16 protein-coding genes and 1 pseudogene are annotated in these 24,279 nt (G+C 54.1%); 10 read left to right on the top strand and 7 right to left on the bottom strand.

Annotated features, from left to right (window positions below; translation table 11 throughout):
- Window positions 1-43: 43 nt before the first annotated feature.
- The gene (locus tag DW350_RS05150; RefSeq protein ID WP_115717849.1) at window positions 44-1,147 is read right to left on the bottom strand and encodes an oxidoreductase; all 1,104 of its coding nucleotides are present in this window, start codon (window positions 1,145-1,147) and stop codon (window positions 44-46) included.
- Window positions 1,148-1,315: 168 nt separating this feature from the next.
- On the opposite strand from DW350_RS05150, the gene DW350_RS05145 reads away from it, so the two are divergent.
- Entirely contained in the window at window positions 1,316-2,227 is a 912-nt protein-coding gene (locus tag DW350_RS05145; RefSeq protein WP_115717848.1) for a LysR family transcriptional regulator, read from the top strand.
- Between the two features lie 1,305 nt (window positions 2,228-3,532).
- Window positions 3,533-4,408: a hypothetical protein gene (locus tag DW350_RS19420; RefSeq protein WP_152032938.1), complete on the top strand. Its 876-nt coding sequence runs from the start codon at window positions 3,533-3,535 to the stop codon at window positions 4,406-4,408.
- A 978-nt stretch (window positions 4,409-5,386) separates the two neighbouring features.
- On the opposite strand, the gene purL is transcribed toward DW350_RS19420, so the two are convergent.
- Window positions 5,387-9,265 carry a phosphoribosylformylglycinamidine synthase gene (purL, locus tag DW350_RS05130; protein ID WP_336406974.1) on the bottom strand — a complete coding sequence of 1,293 codons (3,879 nt, stop codon included), beginning with the start codon at window positions 9,263-9,265 and terminating at the stop codon, window positions 5,387-5,389.
- Between the two features lie 164 nt (window positions 9,266-9,429).
- Between purL and mltF the strand changes: the two genes are divergently transcribed.
- Entirely contained in the window at window positions 9,430-10,917 is a 1,488-nt protein-coding gene (mltF, locus tag DW350_RS05125; RefSeq protein WP_264296843.1) for a membrane-bound lytic murein transglycosylase MltF, read from the top strand.
- Between the two features lie 195 nt (window positions 10,918-11,112).
- Here the strand turns inward: mltF and tadA are convergent, their stop codons facing one another.
- Entirely contained in the window at window positions 11,113-11,649 is a 537-nt protein-coding gene (tadA, locus tag DW350_RS05120; protein ID WP_115717844.1) for a tRNA adenosine(34) deaminase TadA, read from the bottom strand.
- Window positions 11,650-11,754: 105 nt separating this feature from the next.
- Between tadA and DW350_RS05115 the strand changes: the two genes are divergently transcribed.
- On the top strand, window positions 11,755-12,585 hold the full coding sequence (locus tag DW350_RS05115) for a mechanosensitive ion channel family protein (RefSeq protein ID WP_115717843.1): 831 nt from the start codon (window positions 11,755-11,757) through the stop codon (window positions 12,583-12,585).
- Window positions 12,586-12,633: 48 nt separating this feature from the next.
- Here DW350_RS05115 and DW350_RS05110 read toward each other — a convergent pair whose 3' ends face one another.
- A complete protein-coding gene (locus DW350_RS05110) occupies window positions 12,634-13,419 on the bottom strand; it encodes an SDR family NAD(P)-dependent oxidoreductase (protein WP_115717842.1) in 786 nt (261 codons plus the stop codon).
- 23 nt (window positions 13,420-13,442) lie between these two features.
- Window positions 13,443-14,396, bottom strand: coding sequence for an aldo/keto reductase (locus DW350_RS05105; RefSeq protein ID WP_115717841.1), 954 nt, complete (start codon window positions 14,394-14,396; stop codon window positions 13,443-13,445).
- Between the two features lie 129 nt (window positions 14,397-14,525).
- Here DW350_RS05105 and DW350_RS05100 point away from each other — a divergent pair, with 129 nt between their 5' ends.
- The 3 genes from DW350_RS05100 to DW350_RS05090 all read left to right on the top strand — a co-directional run bounded on the left by DW350_RS05100 (window position 14,526) and on the right by DW350_RS05090 (window position 19,365).
- The gene (locus tag DW350_RS05100) at window positions 14,526-15,434 is read left to right on the top strand and encodes a LysR family transcriptional regulator (RefSeq protein WP_115717840.1); all 909 of its coding nucleotides are present in this window, start codon (window positions 14,526-14,528) and stop codon (window positions 15,432-15,434) included.
- 323 nt (window positions 15,435-15,757) lie between these two features.
- Window positions 15,758-18,127: a TonB-dependent receptor gene (locus DW350_RS05095; RefSeq protein WP_336406973.1), complete on the top strand. Its 2,370-nt coding sequence runs from the start codon at window positions 15,758-15,760 to the stop codon at window positions 18,125-18,127.
- A 17-nt stretch (window positions 18,128-18,144) separates the two neighbouring features.
- The gene (locus tag DW350_RS05090; RefSeq protein WP_115717839.1) at window positions 18,145-19,365 is read left to right on the top strand and encodes a membrane dipeptidase; all 1,221 of its coding nucleotides are present in this window, start codon (window positions 18,145-18,147) and stop codon (window positions 19,363-19,365) included.
- A 26-nt stretch (window positions 19,366-19,391) separates the two neighbouring features.
- On the opposite strand, the gene DW350_RS05085 is transcribed toward DW350_RS05090, so the two are convergent.
- Window positions 19,392-20,801, bottom strand: coding sequence for an MFS transporter (locus DW350_RS05085; protein ID WP_115717838.1), 1,410 nt, complete (start codon window positions 20,799-20,801; stop codon window positions 19,392-19,394).
- A 107-nt stretch (window positions 20,802-20,908) separates the two neighbouring features.
- On the opposite strand from DW350_RS05085, the pseudogene DW350_RS19600 reads away from it, so the two are divergent.
- Together DW350_RS19600 and DW350_RS05075 are read left to right on the top strand one after the other, a co-directional pair.
- Window positions 20,909-21,082: pseudogene (locus DW350_RS19600) on the top strand (hypothetical protein); the annotation flags it as partial.
- An 86-nt stretch (window positions 21,083-21,168) separates the two neighbouring features.
- The gene (locus DW350_RS05075) at window positions 21,169-21,723 is read left to right on the top strand and encodes a flavin reductase family protein (protein WP_115717837.1); all 555 of its coding nucleotides are present in this window, start codon (window positions 21,169-21,171) and stop codon (window positions 21,721-21,723) included.
- Window positions 21,724-21,752: 29 nt separating this feature from the next.
- Here DW350_RS05075 and DW350_RS05070 read toward each other — a convergent pair whose 3' ends face one another.
- Complete coding sequence (locus tag DW350_RS05070) at window positions 21,753-22,853, bottom strand: 5-methyltetrahydropteroyltriglutamate--homocysteine S-methyltransferase (protein WP_115717836.1); 1,101 nt, start codon at window positions 22,851-22,853, stop codon at window positions 21,753-21,755.
- A 280-nt stretch (window positions 22,854-23,133) separates the two neighbouring features.
- On the opposite strand from DW350_RS05070, the gene DW350_RS05065 reads away from it, so the two are divergent.
- Window positions 23,134-24,267: a YwqG family protein gene (locus tag DW350_RS05065; protein ID WP_192954814.1), complete on the top strand. Its 1,134-nt coding sequence runs from the start codon at window positions 23,134-23,136 to the stop codon at window positions 24,265-24,267.
- Window positions 24,268-24,279: the final 12 nt, after the last annotated feature.

The raw sequence follows: 24,279 nt of genomic DNA, 5'->3' as shown, positions 1-24,279 counted from the left end.
CCCTATTCTGGCAATCAAAAAGCCAGCATTTACTGGCTTTTAGTTAGGCGCTAGTGATGTCAGGGAAGAAGGTTTTAAGCTGCTCAAACATCAGGGGCGGTATCACTTGGGCGTTGAGACTGGTTGCGCTTACGGTCTGCGTCAGCGGCTTGGCGGCTTGCACCTTACTCAGCCAATGCGGGTCGGTAATGAGTGCCCGGCCAACCGCCACCAAATCATAAAGACGCAAAGCATCGGCTAGCTCGTCAGCGGTTTTAACCTGGCCAACACCCACCAGCGCCAAGCGCCCGGCCAACACCTTGGCAATGCCTTCGGCAACCGGTTCTGTACTGCCTGGGTTGCGCCTTGAAGTCTGGCGATAGTGCTGCAAGGAAATATGCAAATAACTCAGTGCCCGCGTCGCCAGCTGGTCAACAAAATAGGCGGCTTCTTGCAGGGTTAAGCCGTTTTCAATTTCCGGTACCTCTTCCGGGGTTAAGCGGTAACCGATAATGAAATCGGGGCGCTTTGCCTCTGCCGCCGCCTTTATCACTGTATCGACAGCCGCTAACGGAAAACGGCAACGTTTTTCGAGGGTGCCGCCCCAGTCGTCACTGCGCTGGTTGGTGGCGGCAGATAAAAACTGCTGAAACAGATAGCCGTTTGCCCCGTGGATCTCAATGCCGTCAAAGCCGGCGGTAATGGCGCGGTGGGTAACCTCGGCGAAGGACTGCAGCAGTTGCAGCATCTCCGCTTCGCTTATTTCACGTGGGTTGGTGTGGTATTGAAAACGCTCCGGTATGGCTGAGGCACTGACGATATCGTCAGACAATTCCGGGCTGGTTGAGCGCCCGGCATGGAAAATTTGCAATATCGCTTTTGCACCGCCGCTGTGAATAGCCTCGGCCAGCGCCGTGAGTTGCGCTAAACAAGCATCGTTGCCGCAAAAGAACTGCCCGGGAAAACCACGGCCATTGGCCAAGGTATGGCTGGTGGCGGTTATTACCATTCCCACTTCCTTGGCGCGCGCCCGGTAATAGGCCAGCTCTTGCTCACTCAGCTCGCCTATGTCATTACCGGCCCAGGTAGTCATCGGGGCCATCACCACCGGGTTACGAATTTCAGTTCCGTTATTAAAAACAAAGGGTTGGTTAACTTTAGGGGACATAAGCGCTCCGCTGGCAGTCAAAGTTGATGCCAAAAAAGTAACCCAGCCAAGACCGCCAGATATATGGCGATGTTAGGAATTCATTATCCCAAAATTGGAATAATTAAATTAAAAAGATAAATTTTAAGAGATAATATTATCGTATCCACCGCATCCGCTAAGGCAAGCATGGCCAGCCGTTTAGATAACCTGCACGTGTTTTGTACCGTCGCCGACAGTGCCACCTTTAAAGAGGCCGCCATAAAGCTGCACATCTCGGCGCAAGCCGTTACCCGCAGCATTCAAGAACTGGAAAAGACCCTGGGCGAGATTCTGTTTTTACGCAGTACCCGCAAGGTGCAAATCACCCCCTTTGGTGAAGCGGTGTATCGCCAGGCCCAACCCGCCATTGACTCCCTAGACCAAGTTTTTACGCAGCAAAACGCCGCCTTGGCACCGGTGCGCATCGCCGCTCCGGCGCTACTTTATAAACACCTGATGCAGGCCCCCATTGCCAAGCTTCGCCAGGACTACAGCGACATTCATTTTGACCTTCGCCTCTCAGATGCCCGCTCAGATGTGGTGTCAGAACGTATCGATATTGGCTTTCGTATTGGCGCTGGTATTAACGACAACCGCTTTATTGCCCGCTCCTTTGGTCCCTTTAACTTTGTGGTGGTGGCAACCCCGGCGCTAATTGCACAATACGGCGCCCCAGCCAGCCTTGAAGCGCTAAACCAACGCCCCACCGTTGCTCTTTATAACCTTGCAAAGCAGCAGCTCTGGCCCTGGTTTTTTAAAAACAACACCACCTTTCGGCCAGAAAACCCGGTGATTGTTAGCAACGATGCCGACAGCGAATTTGAAGCCGTGAAAAACGGCATGGGCTTTGGCCACCTGCCACTGAGCCTTGCCGCCCCTCTTATCGCCGCAGGCAAATTGGTGCCAGTGCTTAGCCACCTTGAACGCCAAGGCCCTTGGGAGCTTTTTATCTACCGCCCGCAAAGCGGCCCGGTGCCCAGCAGGATAAGAACCGTTTACGACAGCTTTGTTAGCTATTTCAGCGACGAAGCGCATTTCGTGAAAAAGTTATTGGTTTGAATAGATTGGGCTTGAATATAAAATCTGCGGCACTAATCGAGCTCATTTGTATGCCGGGTCTCGCCCCGGCAGGCGAGGTACTTTTGTTTCGGTGTATAGACCGGGGACATAGCTGACAGGCGTGCGAAGACATGGTTGACACTGTCCCCGGTCTATACAACGGAGTTAAAGAACTACATTCCCAATTATGAAAAAAGTCGGCGCACAATATTTGCGGATCTTATTAAGCGATTAGAACAAGCAAAAAATTATGCCACGCAAGCACTGCAGGAAAGCGAGCGGAACCAAACCGATAATCCCAGTACTCGTGTGCATGAGCTGGTTGAAACTTTACAGAAATTAAAGGACTAAAGCGTATGGCAGCTCATCACGAAGTACATATTGAAGGCATTGCTGATCAAATCAGAGCTTGGAAAGCCTGCCCCTAAAGGGTTTGCTGCCCTTAGTTGACCTGGCGAACAGGCATGCCGAGACCCAGCATTTTGTTCATCACCTTCACCCCAGCCAAGAAAAACCGAGGACATCCACTTCTAAACACCAATAAAATCAATTTGCTAACGAAGCCACCTGCTCTTGGAGCCCATTTAAGTGGAGCGCCTTACTGACGGGAGCGGGAGCTGGCTTGAGGCAAGGATGCCGAAAGAGCGGAAGACGCGTCGGGACACGCGTGTGTAGCGGTCAGCGGCAAGCGACCAGAAGGAAGGACGTCGCGTAACGCCTGGGCGGTGCCTTTGGGCACTTTGTGCGACAAAATCGTCTGGAACGATTTTGAACATTGGAGCGCAGCGACGATGGCCCGGAGGGCGAGGACCAGGGATGGTCCGAGTAAACAAAAGTAACCCGGCTGCCGGGCCGGGACCCGGCGGATAAAGAAATCATCCGCAATAAACCAACGCGAAAGAAATGCCCAAACCACCAAATCACACCCAATAGACTTACGTGCATCCTGGAACATCCGCATCCAACGCTCATTCTCACCCCTCTCATCTGGGTGGTGAGTTAGCCACGGTGCGGTGCACGCGCTCAGGGTGCGGCATGATAACTAAAAGTGGGTGTTCCCTTAAAACTGACAGTTACAAAATACGGGGCGTCCGTATACGCCCTCTTGAGTTCCTATTAGATGTTTCGCGTGGCCCATCGGTAATTCCACTGCGATAAGTCGGGGATCGGATTGCAGTCACGCAAGTTAGAGAAGCAACGCCATAAATTGCAATAAAAAAGGAATGCAAACCCATTCCATTGCAGTATTTGAAAAAATAAAGACACTGATGTGGGCTTTATTTACTTTATGTAAGGGAAATACAAATGAAGGTAGCAAAAAGATTATTGGCTTTACTTTTTTTATCGATTCCTATTTTCGCTAATGCATCTACAACAACAGTCTACCAAGTCGATTGTGAGTCATGTATATCCACTAGCGCTCTTGCATCAATGGCTAGGTCTTATGGTTCAACAATAGGCAGCGTTCTCCCCAGTACCCGACCTGGCAGTGCTAGCGGCACCGTGTATGTTTTCAACTACAGTGAAGGCCTTTCAGCAAAGTATTTAGTTACTGCCGAACGAGAAGATACAACCGGAAGTCCTCTTGAAATATTTACCTCTCTAGAGTCAATGACTTCTGCACAAACCGAGTCATTTGAAAAGGCATCTGACACCTACAATACTATGTCAAGTCTCCTTTCTAGTGTGGAGATACCCTCAAGTGTCGCGAATAGTGGCTACGAGCTTGTTGGTGCGCAGTATAAGGTTAATAAGGTAGGCGATTACATCTTCTCTAACTCAACCAATGCCCAGAGAATTGAGACAAGCGCTGCTAATCTCACTAATTATCTTCTTTCAGTCGTGGGTTCTGGAAGTCTTCCGGACAATTTCGGCTTAGAAGCTACCGCTGTTTTTCCTGACGGCTCAACCGTCACTCTTGCGGTTGTAAGTCTCTCGGCCACATCAATAGAATTCAAATTTGTTCGTGGCAGGGATGCTGATGATAATACGATAAGTGCAACTGCTTCTGACTACCTCTCTGGTAGCTATAGCTTTGCTTCATCAGGAAGCACCGGAGTACAAGAGTATATAGATGCAGCAGCCAGACTGGGAATAACAATCACAGATGATGGCACCTCAACCGGTACAACAATGACCTGTACTACAGATAATATCTGTACCGTAACCACTCAAAAATAACTTTTATTTATAAATTATAAATGACATATATGGCCGCCCCGTTTTTTGCAACTGTCGATGAAAAGCGGTTTGCGGCCATATATTCGACGTTACCATAGGCATTGATTGAATGAATTAAACATCACATCCGTTACTGATTAGCTGCTCGTAGCACATTTTTCATCTTACCTGTAATGTCGGCCATCTTTCCTTGAAGGAACTGCACCACTCTACCTGCCGGTAAACTCAAAGGGATATCCACTTTCAATTTTATTAAAAATAAAAATCTTACTAGAAAAAAACGAAAAGGAGACATCTCAACATTCTTAGCGTCTGCTAGTGATACCGGCGTTGTTTCCTAAATTCAACAACCAAATGCAGGCCGCTAAAGGGCTGACCGACTCTAGCTGCCCCCTAGCGAACCGGCATGTCCAAGGTCAACATTTTGTTCACCACCTTCACCCCACCATTGTAACGGCGCAGACTGAGCTTTGGGCTGAGCAGTTATTTGTAACGGGACATCGCCGTTTCTACTCTTGATAGTTGGTGATAACCGCTTTCCCTTTTCCACTCCGCCAGTTGCCCGGTTTTCAGTTCCGCCACCAGCGAAAAACCGAGGACATCCGCTTCTAAATACTAAAGAAATCAATTCGCTAACGAAACCACCTGCTTTTGGAGCCCGTTAAGTGAAGCGCTGAGCTGACGGGAGTGGAAGGACAGCCGAGACAGGACGTCGAGGCAGGTGAGTACGTGCCGGGAGCGCGTATGAACCGGTGGCCTGGGAACGACCAGAAGCGAAGATCAAGCGGAACATGGGCGGTGCCTTTGGGCACTTTGTGCGAAAACAAAGTGCCTCGCCTGCCGGTGCGAGAACCGGCGGATAAACGAATCATCCGCGTTAAAACAGCGCTAAAGAAACGCCAATCAATGAGAATTCACACCCAATAAAAAACCCCGCTTTCGCGGGGTTTTTTATTGCTCTAAAGCCAAGCCACAGGCTTAACCCACATTCTTACGCGCATTCTGGAACATCCGCATCCAAGGCCCATTCTCACCCCACTCCTCTGGGTGGTAAGAGTTAGCCACGGTGCGGTGCACACGCTCAGGGTGCGGCATGATAATGGTCACCCGGCCGTCGGTGGTGGTAAGCGAGGCAATACCGTCCGGTGAACCGTTGGGGTTCAGCGGGTACTGGGCGGTAACCTGACCATGGTTGTCCACGTAGCGGGCAGCGACCTTGCCTGAGCCATTAAGGGCGGCAAAGTGGGCGTCACTCACGAACTCGGCGCGGCCTTCACCGTGGGAAACGGCTATTGGCAGGCGCGAGCCTTCCATGCCGGTAAAGAACAACGAGGGGCTCTTTTCCAACAGCAAGGTGGCAACCCGGCCTTCAAAACGCTCGGAGCGGTTGGTAACAAAACGCGACCAATGCTCGGCACCGGGGATAATGTCTTTTAAATTGGACATCATCTGGCAGCCGTTACAAACGCCAAGGGCGAAGGTGTCGCCGCGGCCAAAGAAGGCCTCGAAGGCGGCGCGGGCGCGCTCGTTATAGAGAATAGACTTGGCCCAGCCTTCACCGGCGCCCAGCACGTCGCCGTAACTAAAGCCGCCACAGGCCGCCAGGCCCTGCATTTTGCTTAAGTCTTCACGGCCAGACAAAATGTCGGACATGTGCACGTCGATGGCGCGGAACCCGGCGCGGGTGAAAGAAGCCGCCATTTCCTGCTGGGAGTTAACCCCCTGCTCGCGAAGAATGGCGATGGTGGGGCGCACACCTTTGATGATGTAAGGGGCGGCCACGTCTTCTTTCATGTCGAAGGTAACCACAGGGCTAATACCCGGATCGCTGTCGTCGGTTTTAAGGGCAAACTCTTCGTCAGCGCAAACCGGGTTGTCGCGGCGCTTTTGCATCTGGTGCGTGGTTTCGGCCCAAATGCCGCGAAGCACGCCACGCTTAGCCGCCAGCACTTCAGTGCCGTCTTTACTAAAGCGCACTGTGTCGTCGCCATTAAGGGTACCGATGTCGTGCACCAAGTGCTTGATACCGTGGCCGGCCAGTACCTTGTTAACAACATCCAGGTCTTCTTCGCGCACCTGGATAACGGCGCCTAGCTCTTCGTTATAAAGGGCGCTCATGGCGTCGCCGCCAAGGGCCGAGATATCAACGTCGATACCAACATGGCCAGCAAAAGCCATTTCCGCCAGGGTCACGAACAGGCCGCCGTCAGAGCGGTCGTGGTAGGCCAGTAGCTTGTCGTCCAGCAGCAGCTCTTGCACGGCGTGGAAGAAGCCTTTAAAGGCGGCTACGTCGTCCAAGTCTGGAGTTTCGGTACCCAATTGGCGGGTCACCTGCGCCAGGCAGCTACCGCCCAGACGCTGCTTGCCAGCGGCAATATCAATCAGCAGCAGGCGGGTAGCACCCTTATTGGTTTTCAGCTGCGGGGTGGCGGTTTTGCGAATGTCTTCCACCCGGCCAAAAGCGGTGATGATAAGGCTCAGCGGCGCGGTAACGGCTTTATCATCCCACTGGGTTTTCATGGACATGGAGTCCTTACCCACCGGAATGGTAATGCCAAGGGCCGGAGACAGCTCTTCACCCACCGCTTTCACCGCTTCATAAAGACCGGCGTCTTCACCGGGGTGGCCAGCAGCGGCCATCCAGTTAGCGCTGAGCTTAATGCGTTTAAAGTCGCCAATGGCACTGGCGGCAATGTTGGTGATGGATTCTGCCACCGCTAACCGCGCCGAGGCGGCATGGTTCAAAAGCGCCACCGGGGTGCGCTCGCCCATGGCCATGGCTTCACCGTAATAGGTATCAAAACTGGCGGCAGTAACGGCCACGTCGGCCACCGGAATTTGCCAGGGGCCAACCATTTGGTCACGGGCGGTCAGGCCGCCCACAGAGCGGTCACCGATGGTAATAAGGAAGGTTTTCTCGGCAATGGTCGGCAGGCGCAGCAAGCGCTCGGCCGCCTCTTTTACGTCGATATCGAACCTAAGCTCGTTGCCTTCGGCGCTGCGGCTTTCTACATCGCGGTGCATCTTCGGCGGTTTACCCAACAGCACCGACAGCGGCAGATCGATGGGGTTATTGCCAAAGTGCTGATCGGAAAGCTTCAGGGTTTTCTCTTCGGTGGCTTCGCCCACCACTGAATAAGGGGCGCGTTCGCGCTCACAAATGGCGTTAAAAAGGCCCAGCTTATCGGCAGGCACCGCCAATACGTAGCGCTCTTGCGATTCGTTACACCAAATTTCCAGCGGGCTCATGCCCGGCTCGTCGTTGGGCACGTTGCGAAGCTCAAAGCTACCGCCACGTTCGCCGTCAGACACCAGTTCCGGGAAGGCGTTAGACAGGCCGCCAGCGCCGACATCGTGAATAAAGCAGATGGGGTTGGCGTCGCCCAGTTGCCAGCAGCGGTCAATCACTTCCTGGCAGCGGCGCTCGATTTCGGGGTTATCCCGTTGTACCGAGGCAAAGTCTAAATCTTCATCGGACTGGCCAGAGGCCATTGATGATGCTGCGCCGCCGCCCAGGCCAATGTTCATGGCCGGGCCGCCCAGTACAATCAGCTTGGCGCCAACCGGAATTTCACCTTTTTGCACGTGGTCTTCACGGATGTTGCCAAGGCCACCGGCGATCATGATGGGTTTGTGGTAGCCGCGCACTTCCCGGCCATTGAAGGAGTTCACTTCTTCTTCATAGGTACGGAAGTAACCCAAAAGCGCCGGCCGGCCAAATTCGTTGTTAAAGGCAGCGCCGCCCAAGGGGCCTTCGGTCATGATATCAAGGGCGGTAACAATGCGTGACGGCTTGCCAAAATCCTGCTCCCAAGGCTGCTCAAAACCGGGGATACGCAGGTTAGAGACGGTAAAACCAGAAAGGCCGGCTTTCGGTTTGGCGCCAACACCGGTGGCACCCTCATCGCGAATTTCACCGCCAGAGCCGGTAGCGGCGCCCGGGAAAGGTGAAATGGCGGTGGGGTGGTTGTGGGTTTCCACCTTCATCAGAATATGGATAGGCTCGACACTGTAGCCAAATTCGCGGCTTTCGCTGTCGGGGAAGAAGCGGCCAGCGGTAGAGCCGGTCATCACCGCCGCATTATCTTTATATGCACTCAGCACGTAGTCGGGGGTTTGTTCAAAGGTGTTTTTAATCATCTTGAACAACGACTTGGGCTGCTCTTGGCCGTCGATGGTCCAATCGGCATTGAAGATTTTGTGACGGCAGTGCTCAGAGTTTGCCTGGGCGAACATATAAAGTTCGATATCATTGGGGTTACGGCCCAGGGCTTTAAAGTTTTCAACCAGGTAGTCGATTTCATCATCGGCCAGGGCTAAACCCATACGCTGGTTGGCCGCGGCCAAGGCGGCTTTGCCTTCACCGAGCACGTCGACACTGGCCAACAGGCCCGGCTCGGATTTCTTAAAGAGGCTGGCGGCGTCGTTTTCACTGGCCAGCAGGGTTTCTACCATGCGGTCGTGAATCAGGGCCTTAAAGATGGTGGCCTCGGCGTCAGTGAGGCTAACATCCAGCTGGTAGCGGATGCCGCGCTCTAAGCGTTTAACCTTGCCCAGGTCGCAGTTATGGGCAATATCGGTCGCTTTAGAAGACCAAGGTGAAATGGTGCCCAGGCGAGGCACCACTATAAATTCCTGGCCGGCAAGGTCTGCCGCCGCTAAGCGGGGACCATATGTCAGCAGCTTTTGCAGCCTGACCTGTTCATCTTCGGTCAGGTTGTCAGTCAGCTCGGCAAAGTGCACAAAGCAGGAGGAAATCTGGTTTACCGGAAGTTTGGCAGCACGGCACGAAGCCAGCAGCTTTTCCAGTCGAAACTCGGACAGGGCGGGAGCGCCTCGCAGGGTTTGAATGGGCATTTGTCACCTGGGCAGACTGAGGGAGTTCTCGGGCGCAGCATTATAGAGGAAAAACGTTTGCTTTCCCATCAGGAGAAACGGTTTGATTTCGCGCTTTCATCGCTTTCTGATATAAACGCCTGCAGATGAGCAAAAACTTCCATAAGTGGCGAGGGTTTTGGCCGGTGTTGGTCCTGCTTGTAGCAGCCTGCCATGACGGTAGTAGCCCACAACCTACTGAACATAAAAGCCAATTGGAAAGCATCCTCGCCCGAGGAGAGCTTCGAGTTGGCACGCGCTATTCCGACACCACTTATTATGAAGCGGCCGACGGCCCGGCCGGTTTGGACTACGAACTGGCGGCCATGTTTGCCGACTACCTGGGTGTTAAGCTAAAAATTGAGCCGAGCTATTCCTTAAGCGACCTTTTTCCCAAGCTTGAAAACGGCCAATACGACCTGCTGGCCGCCGGCCTTACCGTCACCCCGGAACGCCAGGCGCATTTTCGCTTTGCCCCGGCCTACCAAGACGTCAGCATGAAGCTGGTGTTTAAGCGCGGCCACCGCCGCCCCCGCGATTTTGACGATTTGTCTGACGGCAGCCTGATGGTGATGGCCTACTCGGCCCACGCCGAGCGTCTGGCCGAGGCGGCGAAAACCCACCCTGGTTTAAAATGGACCGAAACCTCAGACATGGACGCCGACGAACTGTTGCAACAGGTGCTGGCCGGTAAGCTTGATTACACCATTGCCGATTCCAACAACCTGGCCCTGAACCGGCGCTTTTATCCCGACTTAATGGTTGGCTTTACCGTACAGCAAGAGCAGCCCGTGGCCTGGGCCTTTCAAAAAACCAATGACGACAGCCTCTATGCGGCGCTGATTGAGTTTTTTGGCGAGATGAACCAAACCGGCGTTATTGCCCGCCTGGAAGAAAAATATTACGGCCACGTTCGCACCTTTGACTACGTAGACACCCGCTCCTTTATGCGCGCGGTCGACCGCAAACTGCCCCGCTATCAATCGTACTTTGAAAAATACGCGGGCAGCTTTGACTGGCGCCTGCTGGCGGCGATGAGTTACCAAGAATCGCACTGGAACCCTTATGCCACCTCGATGACCGGAGTGCGGGGGCTGATGATGCTGACCCTGGATACATCCGACCTATTAGGGGTGAGTAACCGATTGGACCCGGCGCAGTCTATTCGTGGCGGCGCCAACTACCTGCACCAGTTGTTTGACCGTATGCCCGATTCCATTCCGCCGGATGAGCGCATTTGGTTTGCCCTGGCCGCCTATAACGTTGGCGAAGGCCATGTGCTGGATGCCAGACGTATTACCCAAGACCGCGGCGGCGACCCCAATTCCTGGGCCGATGTAAAAGAAAACCTGCCACTATTGCGCAAAAAGGCCTGGTACAGCAAAACCCGTCACGGCTATGCCCGCGGCGATGAGCCGGTCAAATACGTGGATAACATTCGCCGTTACTACGAAACCCTGGTTTGGCTGCAAAGCCAGCAGTTGGCGGGCAGCCCGGAGCTGAAAGTGGATGACGACGACAGCGACAAAAGCACCGACGACCCCAATGACAGCGACAAAGACAACCAAGGGGATGACCTGGATAACAGCAGCAGTGACAACACTGACACCAAAGCGTCATCATCTGAACGTTGAAAAAAGCCGATAATGGACTTATCTATGAATAAAGGCGCATTCAAGCGCCTAACAATAAAAACAGCAACAAGGAGCCTCTATGCTGAAAAGAAGAACTGGCCTACTGCGTAAAACCCGCCCCCTGCGAGGCCATGACTGGCGTCGCCATCTGAAAATGAAACGCCTGCACAAACGAAACCTGCACCGCAACCGTGTTCACTGCTTAATGCAGTTACAGCGCGTATCTGAACCTGCGGCCTGAGCCGCCTGCTTTTCTGCCTTCTTCTGCGCCCGGCGCATCTGAAAAAAGCCACTGAGCTGCTGCGCACAGTCGTCAGCCAAGACACCACCAGTCACTTCGAGCTGGTGGTTTAAGGCCGGGTGCTGGCACAAGTCCATCACCGAACCGGCGGCGCCGGTTTTGGGGTCACTGGCACCAAACACCAAACGCTGAATACGGCCATGCACCATGGCCCCGGCGCACATGGCGCAGGGCTCTAAGGTGACATACAGGGTACAGCCCAGCAGCCGGTAGTTTTCCACCGCTTTACCGCCTTGGCGTATGGCCTGCATTTCGGCATGGGCGCTGGGGTCGTGCTGACTGATGGAAAGGTTATAGCCTTCGCCAATAATTTCGTTACCCCGCACCAAAACGGCCCCAACCGGCACTTCACCGGCAGCAGCGGCCTGGTCGGCCAGGGTCATGGCGTAGCGCATCCAACGGATGTCGTCTTCTAGCAAGATGTCGTTCATGGCGGGCGATTATACTGCTCAAGGCAGCAGGGTAGCCAACAATTGACGATTGTAATTGGCTGCCCCATGCTGGTATCGCGGGATAACTAATTGAAGGGACTGACAATGCTTCATATTGAAGATGCAGATAAATACGTCGACGAAGGGGTCAATCTGGTAATGCAATATGCCCCCAAAGTGGTATTAGCGTTGCTGGTACTGCTGGTGGGCCTGTGGCTTATCAACGGTTTTGCCAAGGTCGTGGACAAAGGCATGGAAGTACGCAAGGTAGAGCCGACCCTGCGCCACTTCCTCAGAAACCTGGTCAGTATCGCTTTTAAAATTTTGTTGCTGATCTCGGTTGCGTCATTGATTGGCATTGCCACAACGTCCTTTGTGGCCGTGGTCGGTGCAGCTGGCTTGGCCATTGGCCTGGCATTGCAAGGGAGCCTGGCCAACTTTGCCGGTGGGGTGCTTATTTTATTCTTTCGCCCTTTCAAAGTGGGCGATTTTATTGAAACCAACGGTTATATGGGCACGGTGCGCGAGATCCAAATTTTCAACACCATCCTCAATACCACCGACAACAAACGGGTGATTATCCCCAACGGCAAGGTGTCTAACGAAAGCCTGATTAACTTCAGCGCCGAGCCAAAACGGCGGGTCGATTTTCTGTTTGGGGTGAGCTACAGCGCCGATATCGACCTGGTAAAAGCCACCTTGAAAGACATCTTTGAGGCTGACGAACGGGTCTATAAAGATCCGGTGCCGTTAATTGTGCTTTCGGAACTTGCCGACAGCTCGGTGAACTTTACGGTGCGGGTATGGGCCGATGCCAGCAATTACTGGCCGCTGTACTTTGACACCATGGAAAAAGTGAAGAAAACCTTTGATGCCAAAGGCATTGAGATCCCCTTCCCACAGCGGGATGTGCACTTATTTCAAAACAAAGACTGACAAAAAAAGCGGTCCTTCGGGACCGCTTTTTTATTGCTGGCAACGCTGTTATGCCAGGGTGTCGATAATACCGCCTTCCACCCTAAGCGCCGCACCGGTGGTGGCCGACGCTTGTTTCGAACAGACATAAACAATCATGTTGGCCACTTCTTCAACGCTGGCCGCGCGGCCAATAATGGACGACGGCCGGGCTGATTTTACAAACTCCCGCGCCAGTTCTTCGGCGCTTTTCCCGGTTTCGGCCTGCTCTTTCGCAAACATGTTTTCAACCAAGGTTGGCCCCGGCAGCACCGAATTGACGGTGACACCGGTTTCACGCATACGCTTGGCAAGGCCACGGGCAATAGATACCACAGCAGTTTTGCTCATCCCGTAATGAATCATATTTTCCGGGATGTTAAAGGACGATTCCGAGCCGATAAAAACCACCCGGCCCCAGCCTTTATCCGCCATTGGCGGCAGGTAAGCACGGGACAACCGCACCCCAGACATCACGTTGACATCAAAATACTGCTGCCAGGTATCGTCATCGGTTTCAAAGAAATCCTGGTGGTCATAAATGCCGGTGTTGTTGACTAAGATGTCGCAAAACGGCACCGCTTTCACCAAGGCATTGCAGCCGCCGCTGGTAGCAAGGTCAGCGGCCACACCCTCGACCAAAGCCGCAGGTACCGCCTTTTTTACCGCCGCGATGGCGGCATCTACCGCCGCCTGGCTGCGGCCATTAACCACCACTTTGGCGCCCGCTCCTGCCAGCCCTTTGGCTGCCGCCAGGCCAATGCCACGGGTAGAGCCGGTGACAATGGCCACTTTGTCTTTTAGTTCAATGTTCATCACAACTCCTTTGGCTTTTGGCCTCAGGCTTTGCCTGCCATGTCTAACAATGCCATTTCATCACCCGCCAACTGCAAACTGGCGGCTTTGGCAAAGCTTTGCACTTGTGCCACCGAGGTAGCACTGGCAATGGGCGCAGTCACGGTGTCTTTATTGATGAGCCACGCCAGCGCCACTTCTGCCGGTTTGGCATTGTGGTTACTGGCCACCACGTCCAGCGCCTCTAAAATGGCCTGACCACGGGGGTTAAGGTACTTTTCAATGCCGCTGCCGCGTTTGGATTTACCCAGGTCGCTTTTAGAGCGGTACTTACCGGATAAAAAGCCCGACGCCAGGCTGTAGTAGGTCACCACGCCTACATTTTCTTGCTGGCAAAGTTTGGCCAGATCGCCTTCAAAACCGTCACGGTCATAGAGGTTGTATTCGGGTTGCAGCACCTGGTAGCGCGGCAACTTTGCAGCGTCGGCTACTTTCAGGGCTTCGCTGAGCTGGGCAGCATTAAGGTTAGAAACGCCGATATTGCGAATTTTGCCGGCTTTAAGCAGCTTGTCATAAGCGCCCAAGGTTTCGGCGTAGGGGGTATCGTCGGGCCAGTGCGAGAAGTAAAGGTCAATAACATCGGTTTGCAGCCGGGCCAACGATTCGTCCACCGCTTTGAGTATCCAGGCTTCGCCTAAGCCTTTTTTACCCGGCTCGCCCATATCAGAACCGACTTTGGTAAAAAGTGTGACCTTGTCGCGCATACCAGGGCGGGCCTTAAACCACTTACCAAGAATGGTTTCAGACTCGCCGCCTTTGTTGCCGTCAGCCCAGGCAGAATACACATCGGCAGTGTCGATAGCGTTAAAGCCCAGGTCAATAAAGGCATCCAATACCGCAAAACTTTGCTTTTCATCTATGGTCCAGCCAAAAACATTGCCACCAAAAACCAAAGGCGCAATGTTAAGGTCGGTACTGCCAAGAGATACTTTCTGCATAGTTTCCTCCTCAATTGGACACTACATCAGGGCACCCTGCCCTGGTGGCCGCAGTCAGATCAGCCTATCATTGCGGCATAACTAGATAATCAATAAAAGACTGAAACCACTTTTCGGGATAAATGAACAATGGATCTTCTGGACGACCTCAGGCTTTTTGTTGAAATAGCCGATCTGGGCAACATGTCAGCGGTAGCGCGGCGCCGAGCCGTGGCCCCATCCACCATCACCCTGGGCCTGCAACGCCTGGAAAACCGGGTGGGCACACCGCTGGTAACCCGCTCTACCCGTAAGTTGTCACTCACCAATGAAGGCGAGCACTTTTTAGGTGACTGCCGGCGTATTCTTGGCCAACTCGATGAAGCCATGGACAGCCTGCGTGATGTTGGCACCTTGTCAGGTCAGCTAAAAATCACCGCCACCAACGACTTTGGCCGTACCCGGCTGGCGCCGTTGGTTAGCCAGTTTATGGCAGAACACCCCGGCGTACATATCAGCCTGTATTTGACCGACGGCCTGGTGAATCTGGTAGAAGAAAGCATGGACTTGGGCATTCGTACCGGTCCCCTTAGCGACTCCAGTTTGAAAGCCAGATTGTTGATTGAAGGTAACCGCTGCATCTGCGCCAGCCCAGAATATTGGCAGCGCCACGGCAAGCCAGAAGAGCCCAGAGCACTTAGCGAACACAATTGCCTGGTGCTAAGCCGACCGGGCGATCCGCAAAGCAACTGGCGCTTTTTGCAGCAAGACAAAGCGCTGACGGTAAAAGTGAAAGGCGACCGCACCGCCAACGACGGCGGCACCTTAAGGCAGTGGGCCCTAGATGGCGTTGGCGTTATTTTAAAATCCACCTGGGATATCAGCGAAGACTTAGCCGCCGGGCGCTTAGAAACGGTATTGGATACCTACAGCAGTGAGCTGATAAACCTTTATGCGGTTTACCCTACCGGCCGCTTATCCAGAAGGGCTCGCGCCTTTATTGATTATTTGGCGTTAAAATTAGACCCCAACGCCATCACTAAGCCTGCGCTGTTGTAGCGGTAAAAATCCCCTGTTTTCTCCCCTAACGGCAGGGCCGAGCAGCCCAGCTCGACCTGCCTGCGTTCCCTCTAGGCATATAAGCATGAACTGTATTCAGCAGTTTAAAGCCTGGAGTTCACGTTAACTCCAATGTAAATCAATAAGTTAGAAGCATCGCTCCAGCCTTAATCGAAAATTCCTTTCAGCCATTAATATTTTCAATGGCTATTTAGCCATTCACCCCATTTAAGCAGCAACTGGCCGACAAGCTGTTCAAAAAATAATTAATTTCAGTGCTTTATGAAAAATACGTGACAACTTGGTTAAATGGAGGTTTCAAAGTGATTAACGATGTGAGGCATTCAGAGTGGCAGGGCAAACGCCAACGGCGACTTTTGGCGCTGCTGCCGGTAGCCGCGACATTGGTTTCGGGTTTTACCCAAGCCGCCGAAACCTCTGACACCACCAAGAGTGATGACAAGACAGACAAAGCCGAAGTGGTGGAAGTGGTTGGCCGGCGTATTTCCGACACCAGCATGGCCATAGGCACCGACCAGGTTTCCAACACCTTGGCGGTAACCCGCGACCAGTTATTGTCGGCGCCATCAGGGATCTCGGGGCTGAAAATGCTGGAAAACCTGCCCGGCTTTAATGTGCAAACCGACGGCGCCTTGGGACTCTATGAGTTCGGTAACTCGGTCAGTGTGCGCGCTTTTAATCTGTCGCAAATGGGCTTTGTGTTAGATGGCATTCCCATGGGCCGCTCCGACGCCTTTGGCGGCAGCCCGATTTTCCGCTATGTCGATAACGAAAATCTGCGCTCGGTTACCGCCTCGCCGGGGGCTGGCGATGTGTCCAAACCCAGCTACGCCACCTTGGGCCCGGTGGCCAGCTATGTAACCACCATGCCGTCGCACAAGGCTGGCGGCATGGTGTCGATGACCATGGGCGATGACGACCTGCGCCGCTCTTTTGTGAAACTTCAAACCGGCGACATTGGCGGCTTTCGCGCCTATTTAAGCCGCTCAAAAACCGACTCCAACCTTTGGCGCGGCCCCGGCTCTATCAACCGTGAACACATTGAAGGCAAAGCCATTTACGAGTTTACCGACAGCTACTTGCAAGCCACTTACGTCTACAACGACTTTTACGACTACGACTCGCCAACTGCCACCAAGGCCACCTTCGACAAAAACTACAACTACGGCTATTCCGCCACCCTGCCCGATGGCTGTATCAGCGCCGACCCGCAAGTCTATGACTTTAACGGTGATGGCAGCATCGACAGCAATGACTTTATTCCGGTTTTTACCGGCAGCAATTGCACCAGCTACTACAAAGACCGGGTTAACGCCCGCCACGACAAGCTCTATTCCTTAACCTACGGCACGGCGCTCACCACTGATTTGAGCTTCAAGGCCACCGGCTATTACGAAGATAAAATCGGCTACGGCATTTCCCCCGACAGCTACAGCAATTCGTTATCAATTTACCAAGAAGAGGCCGACGCTGGCCTTGATGTGGTGCACCCGCGCGGGGTGCAATACGGTTACTCCGGCCTTGATGGCGACAGAAAAGGCATTACCCTCGGCTTTGACTGGTACCTGGGTGAACATCACCTGGCCTTTGGTACCTGGTACGAAGACGACAAATACCACCGCATGCAGCTGCGCTATAACCATGAAAACGGCAGCGCCGACGGCGCCGTGCTCTGGGACGAAGTGGTGTACTACCGCCGCAACTACCATTCGGAACGCAAAACCCACCAGTACTATCTAAAAGACACCCTGGGGCTGATGAACGACCGGCTGAAATTGGAGCTTGGCGTCAAGGCGCTGGATATGGACTACAGCCTTAATGGCTACCGCGATTACGACGATTACTACATCGATGGTGGCAGCGGCTATGGCCCGCAGTCGATTAGCGCCAACTACCAAGACTTTTTCCTGCCTATGGTTGGGGCGGTTTACACCCTCAATAGTACCGACCAGTTATTTGCCTCTTACGCTGAAAATTACGCCTTGCCGGCCGGTGCCGATGACATTTTCAGCACTGCCGTAGAAACCGTGGTGAAACCCGAAGCGGAAGAAGCCAACAACTACGAGTTGGGTTATCGCACCAACCGTGACACCTTTAACACCAGCATTGCCCTGTACTACACCCTCTTTAAAAACCGCCTGGTTGAAGGCAACGTGCTAAACCCCGCCACCGACCAACCCGAGTCGTTCTACGTTAACGCCGGCGACTCCGAAGCCTACGGGGTAGAACTGAGCGGCGTGTGGCAACCGGCCATTTTTAAGAAAAAGCTCTACTTCAACAGCAACGTCACCTTTAACCACGCCACCTTAAAAGACGGCTTTGACGATAACCCCGCCGGTAGCCGCCTGGCGGACAGTCCGTTGTGGCTCTTTAACGGCGGCGTGACCTGGGAACCAAGCGACTGGTTAGTGGCGCATTTCTCCGCCAAATATACCGGTAGCCGCTATGGCGACTACGCCGAGGACTACAAAACCGCCGCTTACTGGACCACCTCGGCCTATGTCGATATTGGCGGCCCCAATAACTTTGGTTTGCCTGAAAACGTCTCTATTCGTTTTAACCTCGACAACGTCTTTAACACCAAAGCCATGGCCTATATCTATTCTGGCTCGAACTATGTGCGGCCCTTAAGCCCCCGCACCTTCCAGGCCACGCTAACGGTGCACTTTTAAGGTAAGGAGGCCTTGAGATGAATCGCTTTTTCGCTGTCTGTGCTCTGGGCCTGGCAATGGGGTTAAGCCCCGTTGCCAAGGCACTTAGCCAAGATGAAGTACTGGCGCTGCATCAGCAGCTCTTAACCCTTGATACCCACCTTGATACCCCGGCGCACCTGGTTGAGCCCGGCTTTGACATCATGGCGCGCCACAGCCCGCAGGACAGCCAGGTGGATGTGCCCAAAATGAATGAAGGCGGTCTTGATGGCGGCTTTTGGGCCATTTACAGCCCGCAAGGGCCGCTCACCCAAGCCGGCTTTGAGCAAAGCCGCGACACCGCCTTACTGCGGGCCATGGCCATTCATAAAATGGTTGATACTCACCCGGCGGTATTTACCTTCACCACCAACCCGGCCGAGGCGCCCGCCATTGCCAAGGCCGGTAAAAAGGTGGTGTTTATCAGCATGGAAAACGCCTACCCCTTGGGGGAAGACATCAGCCTGCTAACCACCTTTTATAAAATGGGGCTTAGGATGGTGGGGCCGGTGCATTTTAAAAACAATCAGTTCGGCGATAGCGCCACCGATCCGGACGGCGAAAAATGGCATGGCCTGTCGCCACTAGGCGAGGCACTGGTGGCCAAGGCAAATCAGCTGGGCATTGTGCTGGACGGCTCCCATTCGTCAGACGCGGTAACCGAACAAATGATTGCGCTGTCGAAAACCCCCATTATGTTGTCGCACTCGGCGTCAAAAGCTATTTACGACCATCCCCGTAACGCCAGTGACGCACTGATAAAAAAACTGGCGGCAAGTGGCGGCGTTATTCAGGTTAATTCCTACAGCAGTTACCTAAAGGCGCTGCCAGCTAACCCTGAGCGAAAAGCCGCCCTTACCGCCCTTTACCAGCACTTTGAAAGCCTGAGTAACCCCACGGCCGAGCAACTGGCCGACTTTAAGGCCAAGCGCCACGCCATTGATGCCAAGTACCCACCGGTTCACGCCGACTTTGACGATTTTATGCGCCACCTGTTACACATCCTAAAAGTGGCCGGCCCCAAACATGTGGGCATCGGCTGCGACTGGGACGGCGGCGGCGGTGTTAACGGCATGATGGATGTCAGTGCCCTGCCCAAGATAAGCGCCCGGCTGTTAAAGGCCGGCTATAGCAAAGCCGACCTTGCCGACATTTGGGGCAACAATGCGCTGCGGGTGTTAAAGGCTGCTGAAGATTACGCGGCCAGTGTTAAGCCATAAAAAGGGCGGCCATGTGGCCGCCCTTTTTAATCCAGCGCCAAGCGCCGCCGCTGGCGAAGGCCAAACACCAGCGCTGAGCTTACCAGCACCAGCATCGCCACAATTTCGATTTCAAGCGCCAGGGTCATGGCCTGGGGGTAACTTTGGCTGGCCGCCAACTGCCAGGCAAATGGCGCGCCAAACAGCGCCGGGCCAAGGCCCAGGGCAGCTTGCTGCACCGTTGATAACATGGAGCTACCGGCGCCGGCATCATGGGCTTCGACTTCGCCAAGGCCAATACGATAAAAGCCACTCACCACCAAGGCTTGGCCAGCACCAATCAGGCCGGTGGCTGGCGCCAAGGTCAGTAACCCAACGCTGGCCCAATAATGGCCAAGGGTCTCAATTAACCCCACCAGCCCAACGATTTGAATAGCAAACCCCATCACCAGCGTCGCCACCTTACCGAGCTTTTTATTGAGCCTGGCACTGAGCATGGCCATCACAAAAAAGGCCGCGCCCAAGGTAATAAAGGCATTGCCCGACTGCGCTGGGCTAAGACCGGCGCCATCTTGCAGCGTTAACGCCAGCACGAACATAAAGCCGCTCCAACTGGCAAAAAACAGCAGTGCCAGCATCAGCCCAAACTGCATAGAACCCAGGGCCAACAGCCTGGGGGGTAATAGCGGCCAGGGTTGGCGTTTTTCCACCTGCCACAAAGCGGCCAGCACCACCGGCACCGCCACCAGCATCAGTTGGCTCCAAAACGGCCAGTGCAGCACCGGCCCCATGGCGGTGGCCAACAGCAAGCACAAAATAACCACCGCCAGCAGCGCCGTGCCCTTGAGGTCAAGCCCCGGTGCATGGGGGCTGCGGGTTTCCGGGATCCAGCGTTTGGCGGTAGCAAGAATAAACAGGCAAAACGGAATATTGATTAAAAAGATGGTGCGCCAGCCAAGACCGGCAATATCCAGCGATACCAACAAGCCGCCCAGCACCTGGCCAACAATAAAGGCAACACCGCCAACCGAACCAAAGGCGCCAATGGCTTTGGAGTGCGCCTCGCCTTTGAGGCAAACGTGAATAATGGCCAGAATTTGCGGCACCATCAGCGCCGCCCCGGCGCCTTGCAAAAGGCGGGCAACCAGCAGCATCGGCACATTGATGGCAATGCCGCACAGCAGCGACGCCAGGCCAAACAAGGCCACGCCCCACAAATAAAGCCTAAGCCGCCCTAAGCGGTCGCCCAGGCGGCCACCGAGTGCCAAACAGACCGCAAAGGCGACACCATAAATGGCCACCACTAGCTCTAGCTGGGTGTGGCTGGCATCAAGGCTTTTGCTGATCGCCGCCAAGGCGACATTGATAATGGAAAAATCCACCAACGGCAGAAGTTGCCCTGTTAACAACACCAAAATGCCGGGCAGATGCAGAGCCGGTTGCTGGACGCTTTTCATCAAAATTCCTCGTTAAACATCGTCGAGACTGGCAGGGTGACCGGCTAATTAGCCTGCTACCGGTGCTTGCTCATCCTGGTATAAAAAGCACCCGTGTGCGGTAACTCATGGCCGTTGATACTGACACAAAAGCGCCCAGAGCCAAGGGGCTAGCCGCGTTTTTGCGATCGCGCCATTAAAGCCTTGACCCAAAACGCTTAGCTTTACCGCAAGTTGGCCGCCGCCGCACCCCTGGCCTTCGCCGCGATGGCGAGCGTTTGCTGCTGTACGTGCCCATTAGCGAAAAGGACCAAGTCGCACTAGCCGCCATTACCCCGCGTTAGCCTGGCGACGTACACTGACAGCAGCTAACCATCAGGAGTGAGTAATGAATAAGGTGAAGAAGGAATTTCCCTGCGAACAGGCAAGGCGCTACCTGGAACCCGGCCCTATTGTGCTGGTAACCAGTCAGTACCGTGGTGAGCGCAATGTGATGACCTTGGGCTGGCAAACCATTCTTGAATTTTCGCCCGCCTTGGTGGGGCTGATGATAAGTGCAGGCAATTACAGCCACCAGCTGATTAAGAAAAGCCGCCAATGTGTTATTAATCTGCCCACCACCGACCTGACCGATACCGTGGTGGATATTGGTAACAGCTCGGGCCGCGATACCGATAAATTTGCCGCCTTTGGCCTAACCACCAGCCCCGCCCAAAAAGTGGCAGCGCCACTTATCGACCAATGCGTTGCCCACTTTGAGTGCGCGCTTTATGACGACGCCCTGGTCGACAGCTACCACTTTTTTATCTTTGAAATCGTCCGCGCCCTGGCTAGCGACATTGATAACCCGCAAACCCTGCATTACCGGGGCAATGGTGAGTTTATGGTGGCCGGCGACATTATCAGCCGCCGCGAGCGTTTTCGTCCCGAGATGCTGCCATAAAAAAACGCCGCATTAAGCGGCGTTTTTTATCAGGCGTCGGCCCAAACCGACCGCGCGGTTTCGTTAATCAGTTTCAGCTTGGCCCACTGATCGGCCTCGGTAATGGCGTTACCTTCCTCGGTGGAGGAAAAACCGCACTGCGGGCTCAGCGCTAACTGCTCAAGGGGCAGGTACTGGGCCGCCTCTTCAATGCGGGCTTTAAGGGCCGCTTGGTCTTCCAAATCGGCCACTTTCGAGGTAACGATGCCCAGCACCACTTTTTGGTCCTGAATGTGCTGCAGCGGCGCAAAGCTGCCGGAGCGGTCGTCGTCATATTCCAAGAACAAGGCATCCACTTTCACCTGCCCCAAGGCTTTGGCAATGGCGTCATAGCCGCCCTGGTAAATCCAGGTAGATTTAAAGTTACCCCGGCATACATGCATGGAAATGTTCATATCGGCCGGTTTGTCTTCAAGAGCGATGTTCAGGGTGCGGGCACAGCTGGCAATCACCTCGGCCAGGTCGTAACCGGCCTCTTTTTCCTTGGCTTCGGCGTTGATATCGGCCAGATAGGCCCAGAACACGTCGTCAATTTGCAGGTAGCGGCAACCGGCTTGGTAAAAAGCCGCAATGGCCTTTTTGTATGCCTGGCCCAGATCGGTGCTGTACTGCTGCAAACTGTCGTAATGGGGATTTTGGCGAATATTAAGGTGCATCAGCATATTGGGGCTGGGAATGGTCATTTTCGCCACCGCCCGGTCTGCTACCACGTCCTTTAAAAACTGAAAGTGCGCCAGATGTGGATGCTCGGCATTGAAATCTATCTTACCGGTTACCCGCACCTGGTGAGCCTTGGTTTCCACACCTTTAAAGGAATAGCCCTTGTCGGCGTCATAGCCTTCAACGCCCTCAAGGTTTTCCAGAAAATCAAAATGCCACCAGGCCCGGCGCAGTTCGCCGTCGGTAACCGCCTGCACGCCTGCGGCAATTTGCGCATCAACCAGCTTTTTAATTTCAGCGTCTTCAATGGCCGTTAACTGCTCGCGGCTAAGGGTACCGGCTGCGAAATCGCCGCGGGCTTGTTTGAGATGGGGCGGACGTAAAAAAGAACCAACGTGGTCGGCGCGAAAGAAAGGGTAACCAGTAGACATATAAAAATCCTTGTCAGTACAACCTGTTATGGGTAACAGCGTTACCCAAGCGTATATTGGCATGTTACATCTAGACGTCTAAACATCCAAGCATCTAGAGGTTCATTTCCTTATTATGGCCATAAAAAAGGCACTCAAGAGTGCCTTTCATACTGAAAACGGCGGCTAACAAACGCCCCTGGGCCGAGGTTAAATGCCAGGGAAATACCGGTCGCCCTTTGTGTTATGGTGCTGCGGCTGACCCATAGCAGCCGTGATGAAAAGGAGTTCAACGCTATTGATGAGCAATATCTGGTTTCAAAGCATTAAGAAAATTAAAAGCGATGACGACTTTATCGAGCAGCAAGCGGGCCTTAGCGCGCTGTTAGCAGAGGGCCTGGCAGCCGACGTTGAAGATGCAAAGGGTCGCACCGCCTTGCAGCAACTATTTGCCAAACCCAGTCCCAGTGCTCTGGCAACCCAATGGCTACTGGCCATGGGAGCCGATCCGGGCCGCGTCGAGGATGTCAGGCTGCGGATCACCGAGCTCTACCCCGAAGCCGCAGATAACGCATCGCAGTTACAGAACAAGCAATATCGCGCCGCGCCTTATCTCGCCCTACTGGCCGCCACGGAAACCCGCGAAGGTGCGCCAGAAGACATGGCCGACAGTGCCCATTACCAGACTGTTTTCAACCAAGCCTTAGTGTCGTGCCAACGTATAGAGGCCCTTAAAGCCAGCTTTACTGACTTGCCTTTGAGTTATCGGGCCTGTACCACCACCATGATGCACCCTTGGCAAAGTCACTGGGGTGGCAAACCTTGGCTGCCAAGTGCCACGGCCCCGAGCCTTGCGCCCGAACTGCGGCTATTGTGTCAGCTGCATTTTGACGCCCTGCCCGGCCCGCATCCATTGCCACCTTTTGGGCTATTGCAGGTCTTTGTTGACCCCGCTCCCATAGATGACGCGGTTAATAACGAAAGGGATGGTGACAATGTAGTTCGCCAGCGGCTCACGGCGCTTTATTGGCCAGAGTTGCCGGCAAGCCCCCAAGGCTGGCAGCCCATGCCACAGTGGCAATTACATTCAGAGGAATGCCGTGCTGATGTTCAGGGTTACCCGGAGCCGGTAGCGATTGCCTGGCAATCCAGGCAGCAATTACCCGCAGGCGATCTTGGCCCGGCGCTGGCGACACTACCAGCGGCCTTACAACCAGATGCCAAGGCATTAAGCGATGAGCGCAGAAGTGGTGCTTTTGGCCTATTGCCACAACTGGCACCTGTCGAGCAAAACTGGCTTCCCGAAGGCCATAAGCCGCTACTGCATCTGCTGCACCAAAGTGATGGCGGCCTGCTACTGAGCTTGCCAGAACAGGCGCTAGCTGGCTTCAACACCGACTGGCAGGCGCTAACCCTAACCCGCTATTACGATTAAAACGCACGGGGC

It is taken from the genome of Gallaecimonas mangrovi (assembly GCF_003367375.1).
GTDB classification, from domain to species: domain Bacteria; phylum Pseudomonadota; class Gammaproteobacteria; order Enterobacterales; family Gallaecimonadaceae; genus Gallaecimonas; species Gallaecimonas mangrovi.
This window is presented reverse-complemented; position numbering and strand designations above follow the sequence as displayed.

What these genes read in the sequence shown, in the direction of transcription:
- DW350_RS05110 (WP_115717842.1), bottom strand. Translation starts at nt 13,419, where the DNA reads ATGAACATTGAACTAAAAGACAAAGTGGCCATTGTCACCGGCTCTACC.
- tadA (WP_115717844.1), bottom strand. Translation starts at nt 11,649, where the DNA reads ATGAACGACATCTTGCTAGAAGACGACATCCGTTGGATGCGCTACGCC.
- DW350_RS05150 (WP_115717849.1), bottom strand. Translation starts at nt 1,147, where the DNA reads ATGTCCCCTAAAGTTAACCAACCCTTTGTTTTTAATAACGGAACTGAA.
- purL (WP_336406974.1), bottom strand. Translation starts at nt 9,265, where the DNA reads ATGCCCATTCAAACCCTGCGAGGCGCTCCCGCCCTGTCCGAGTTTCGA.
- DW350_RS05085 (WP_115717838.1), bottom strand. Translation starts at nt 20,801, where the DNA reads ATGAAAAGCGTCCAGCAACCGGCTCTGCATCTGCCCGGCATTTTGGTG.
- DW350_RS05075 (WP_115717837.1), top strand. Translation starts at nt 21,169, where the DNA reads ATGAATAAGGTGAAGAAGGAATTTCCCTGCGAACAGGCAAGGCGCTAC.
- DW350_RS05100 (WP_115717840.1), top strand. Translation starts at nt 14,526, where the DNA reads ATGGATCTTCTGGACGACCTCAGGCTTTTTGTTGAAATAGCCGATCTG.
- DW350_RS05105 (WP_115717841.1), bottom strand. Translation starts at nt 14,396, where the DNA reads ATGCAGAAAGTATCTCTTGGCAGTACCGACCTTAACATTGCGCCTTTG.
- DW350_RS19420 (WP_152032938.1), top strand. Translation starts at nt 3,533, where the DNA reads ATGAAGGTAGCAAAAAGATTATTGGCTTTACTTTTTTTATCGATTCCT.
- DW350_RS05115 (WP_115717843.1), top strand. Translation starts at nt 11,755, where the DNA reads ATGCTTCATATTGAAGATGCAGATAAATACGTCGACGAAGGGGTCAAT.
- DW350_RS05090 (WP_115717839.1), top strand. Translation starts at nt 18,145, where the DNA reads ATGAATCGCTTTTTCGCTGTCTGTGCTCTGGGCCTGGCAATGGGGTTA.
- DW350_RS05070 (WP_115717836.1), bottom strand. Translation starts at nt 22,853, where the DNA reads ATGTCTACTGGTTACCCTTTCTTTCGCGCCGACCACGTTGGTTCTTTT.
- DW350_RS05145 (WP_115717848.1), top strand. Translation starts at nt 1,316, where the DNA reads ATGGCCAGCCGTTTAGATAACCTGCACGTGTTTTGTACCGTCGCCGAC.
- DW350_RS05065 (WP_192954814.1), top strand. Translation starts at nt 23,134, where the DNA reads ATGAGCAATATCTGGTTTCAAAGCATTAAGAAAATTAAAAGCGATGAC.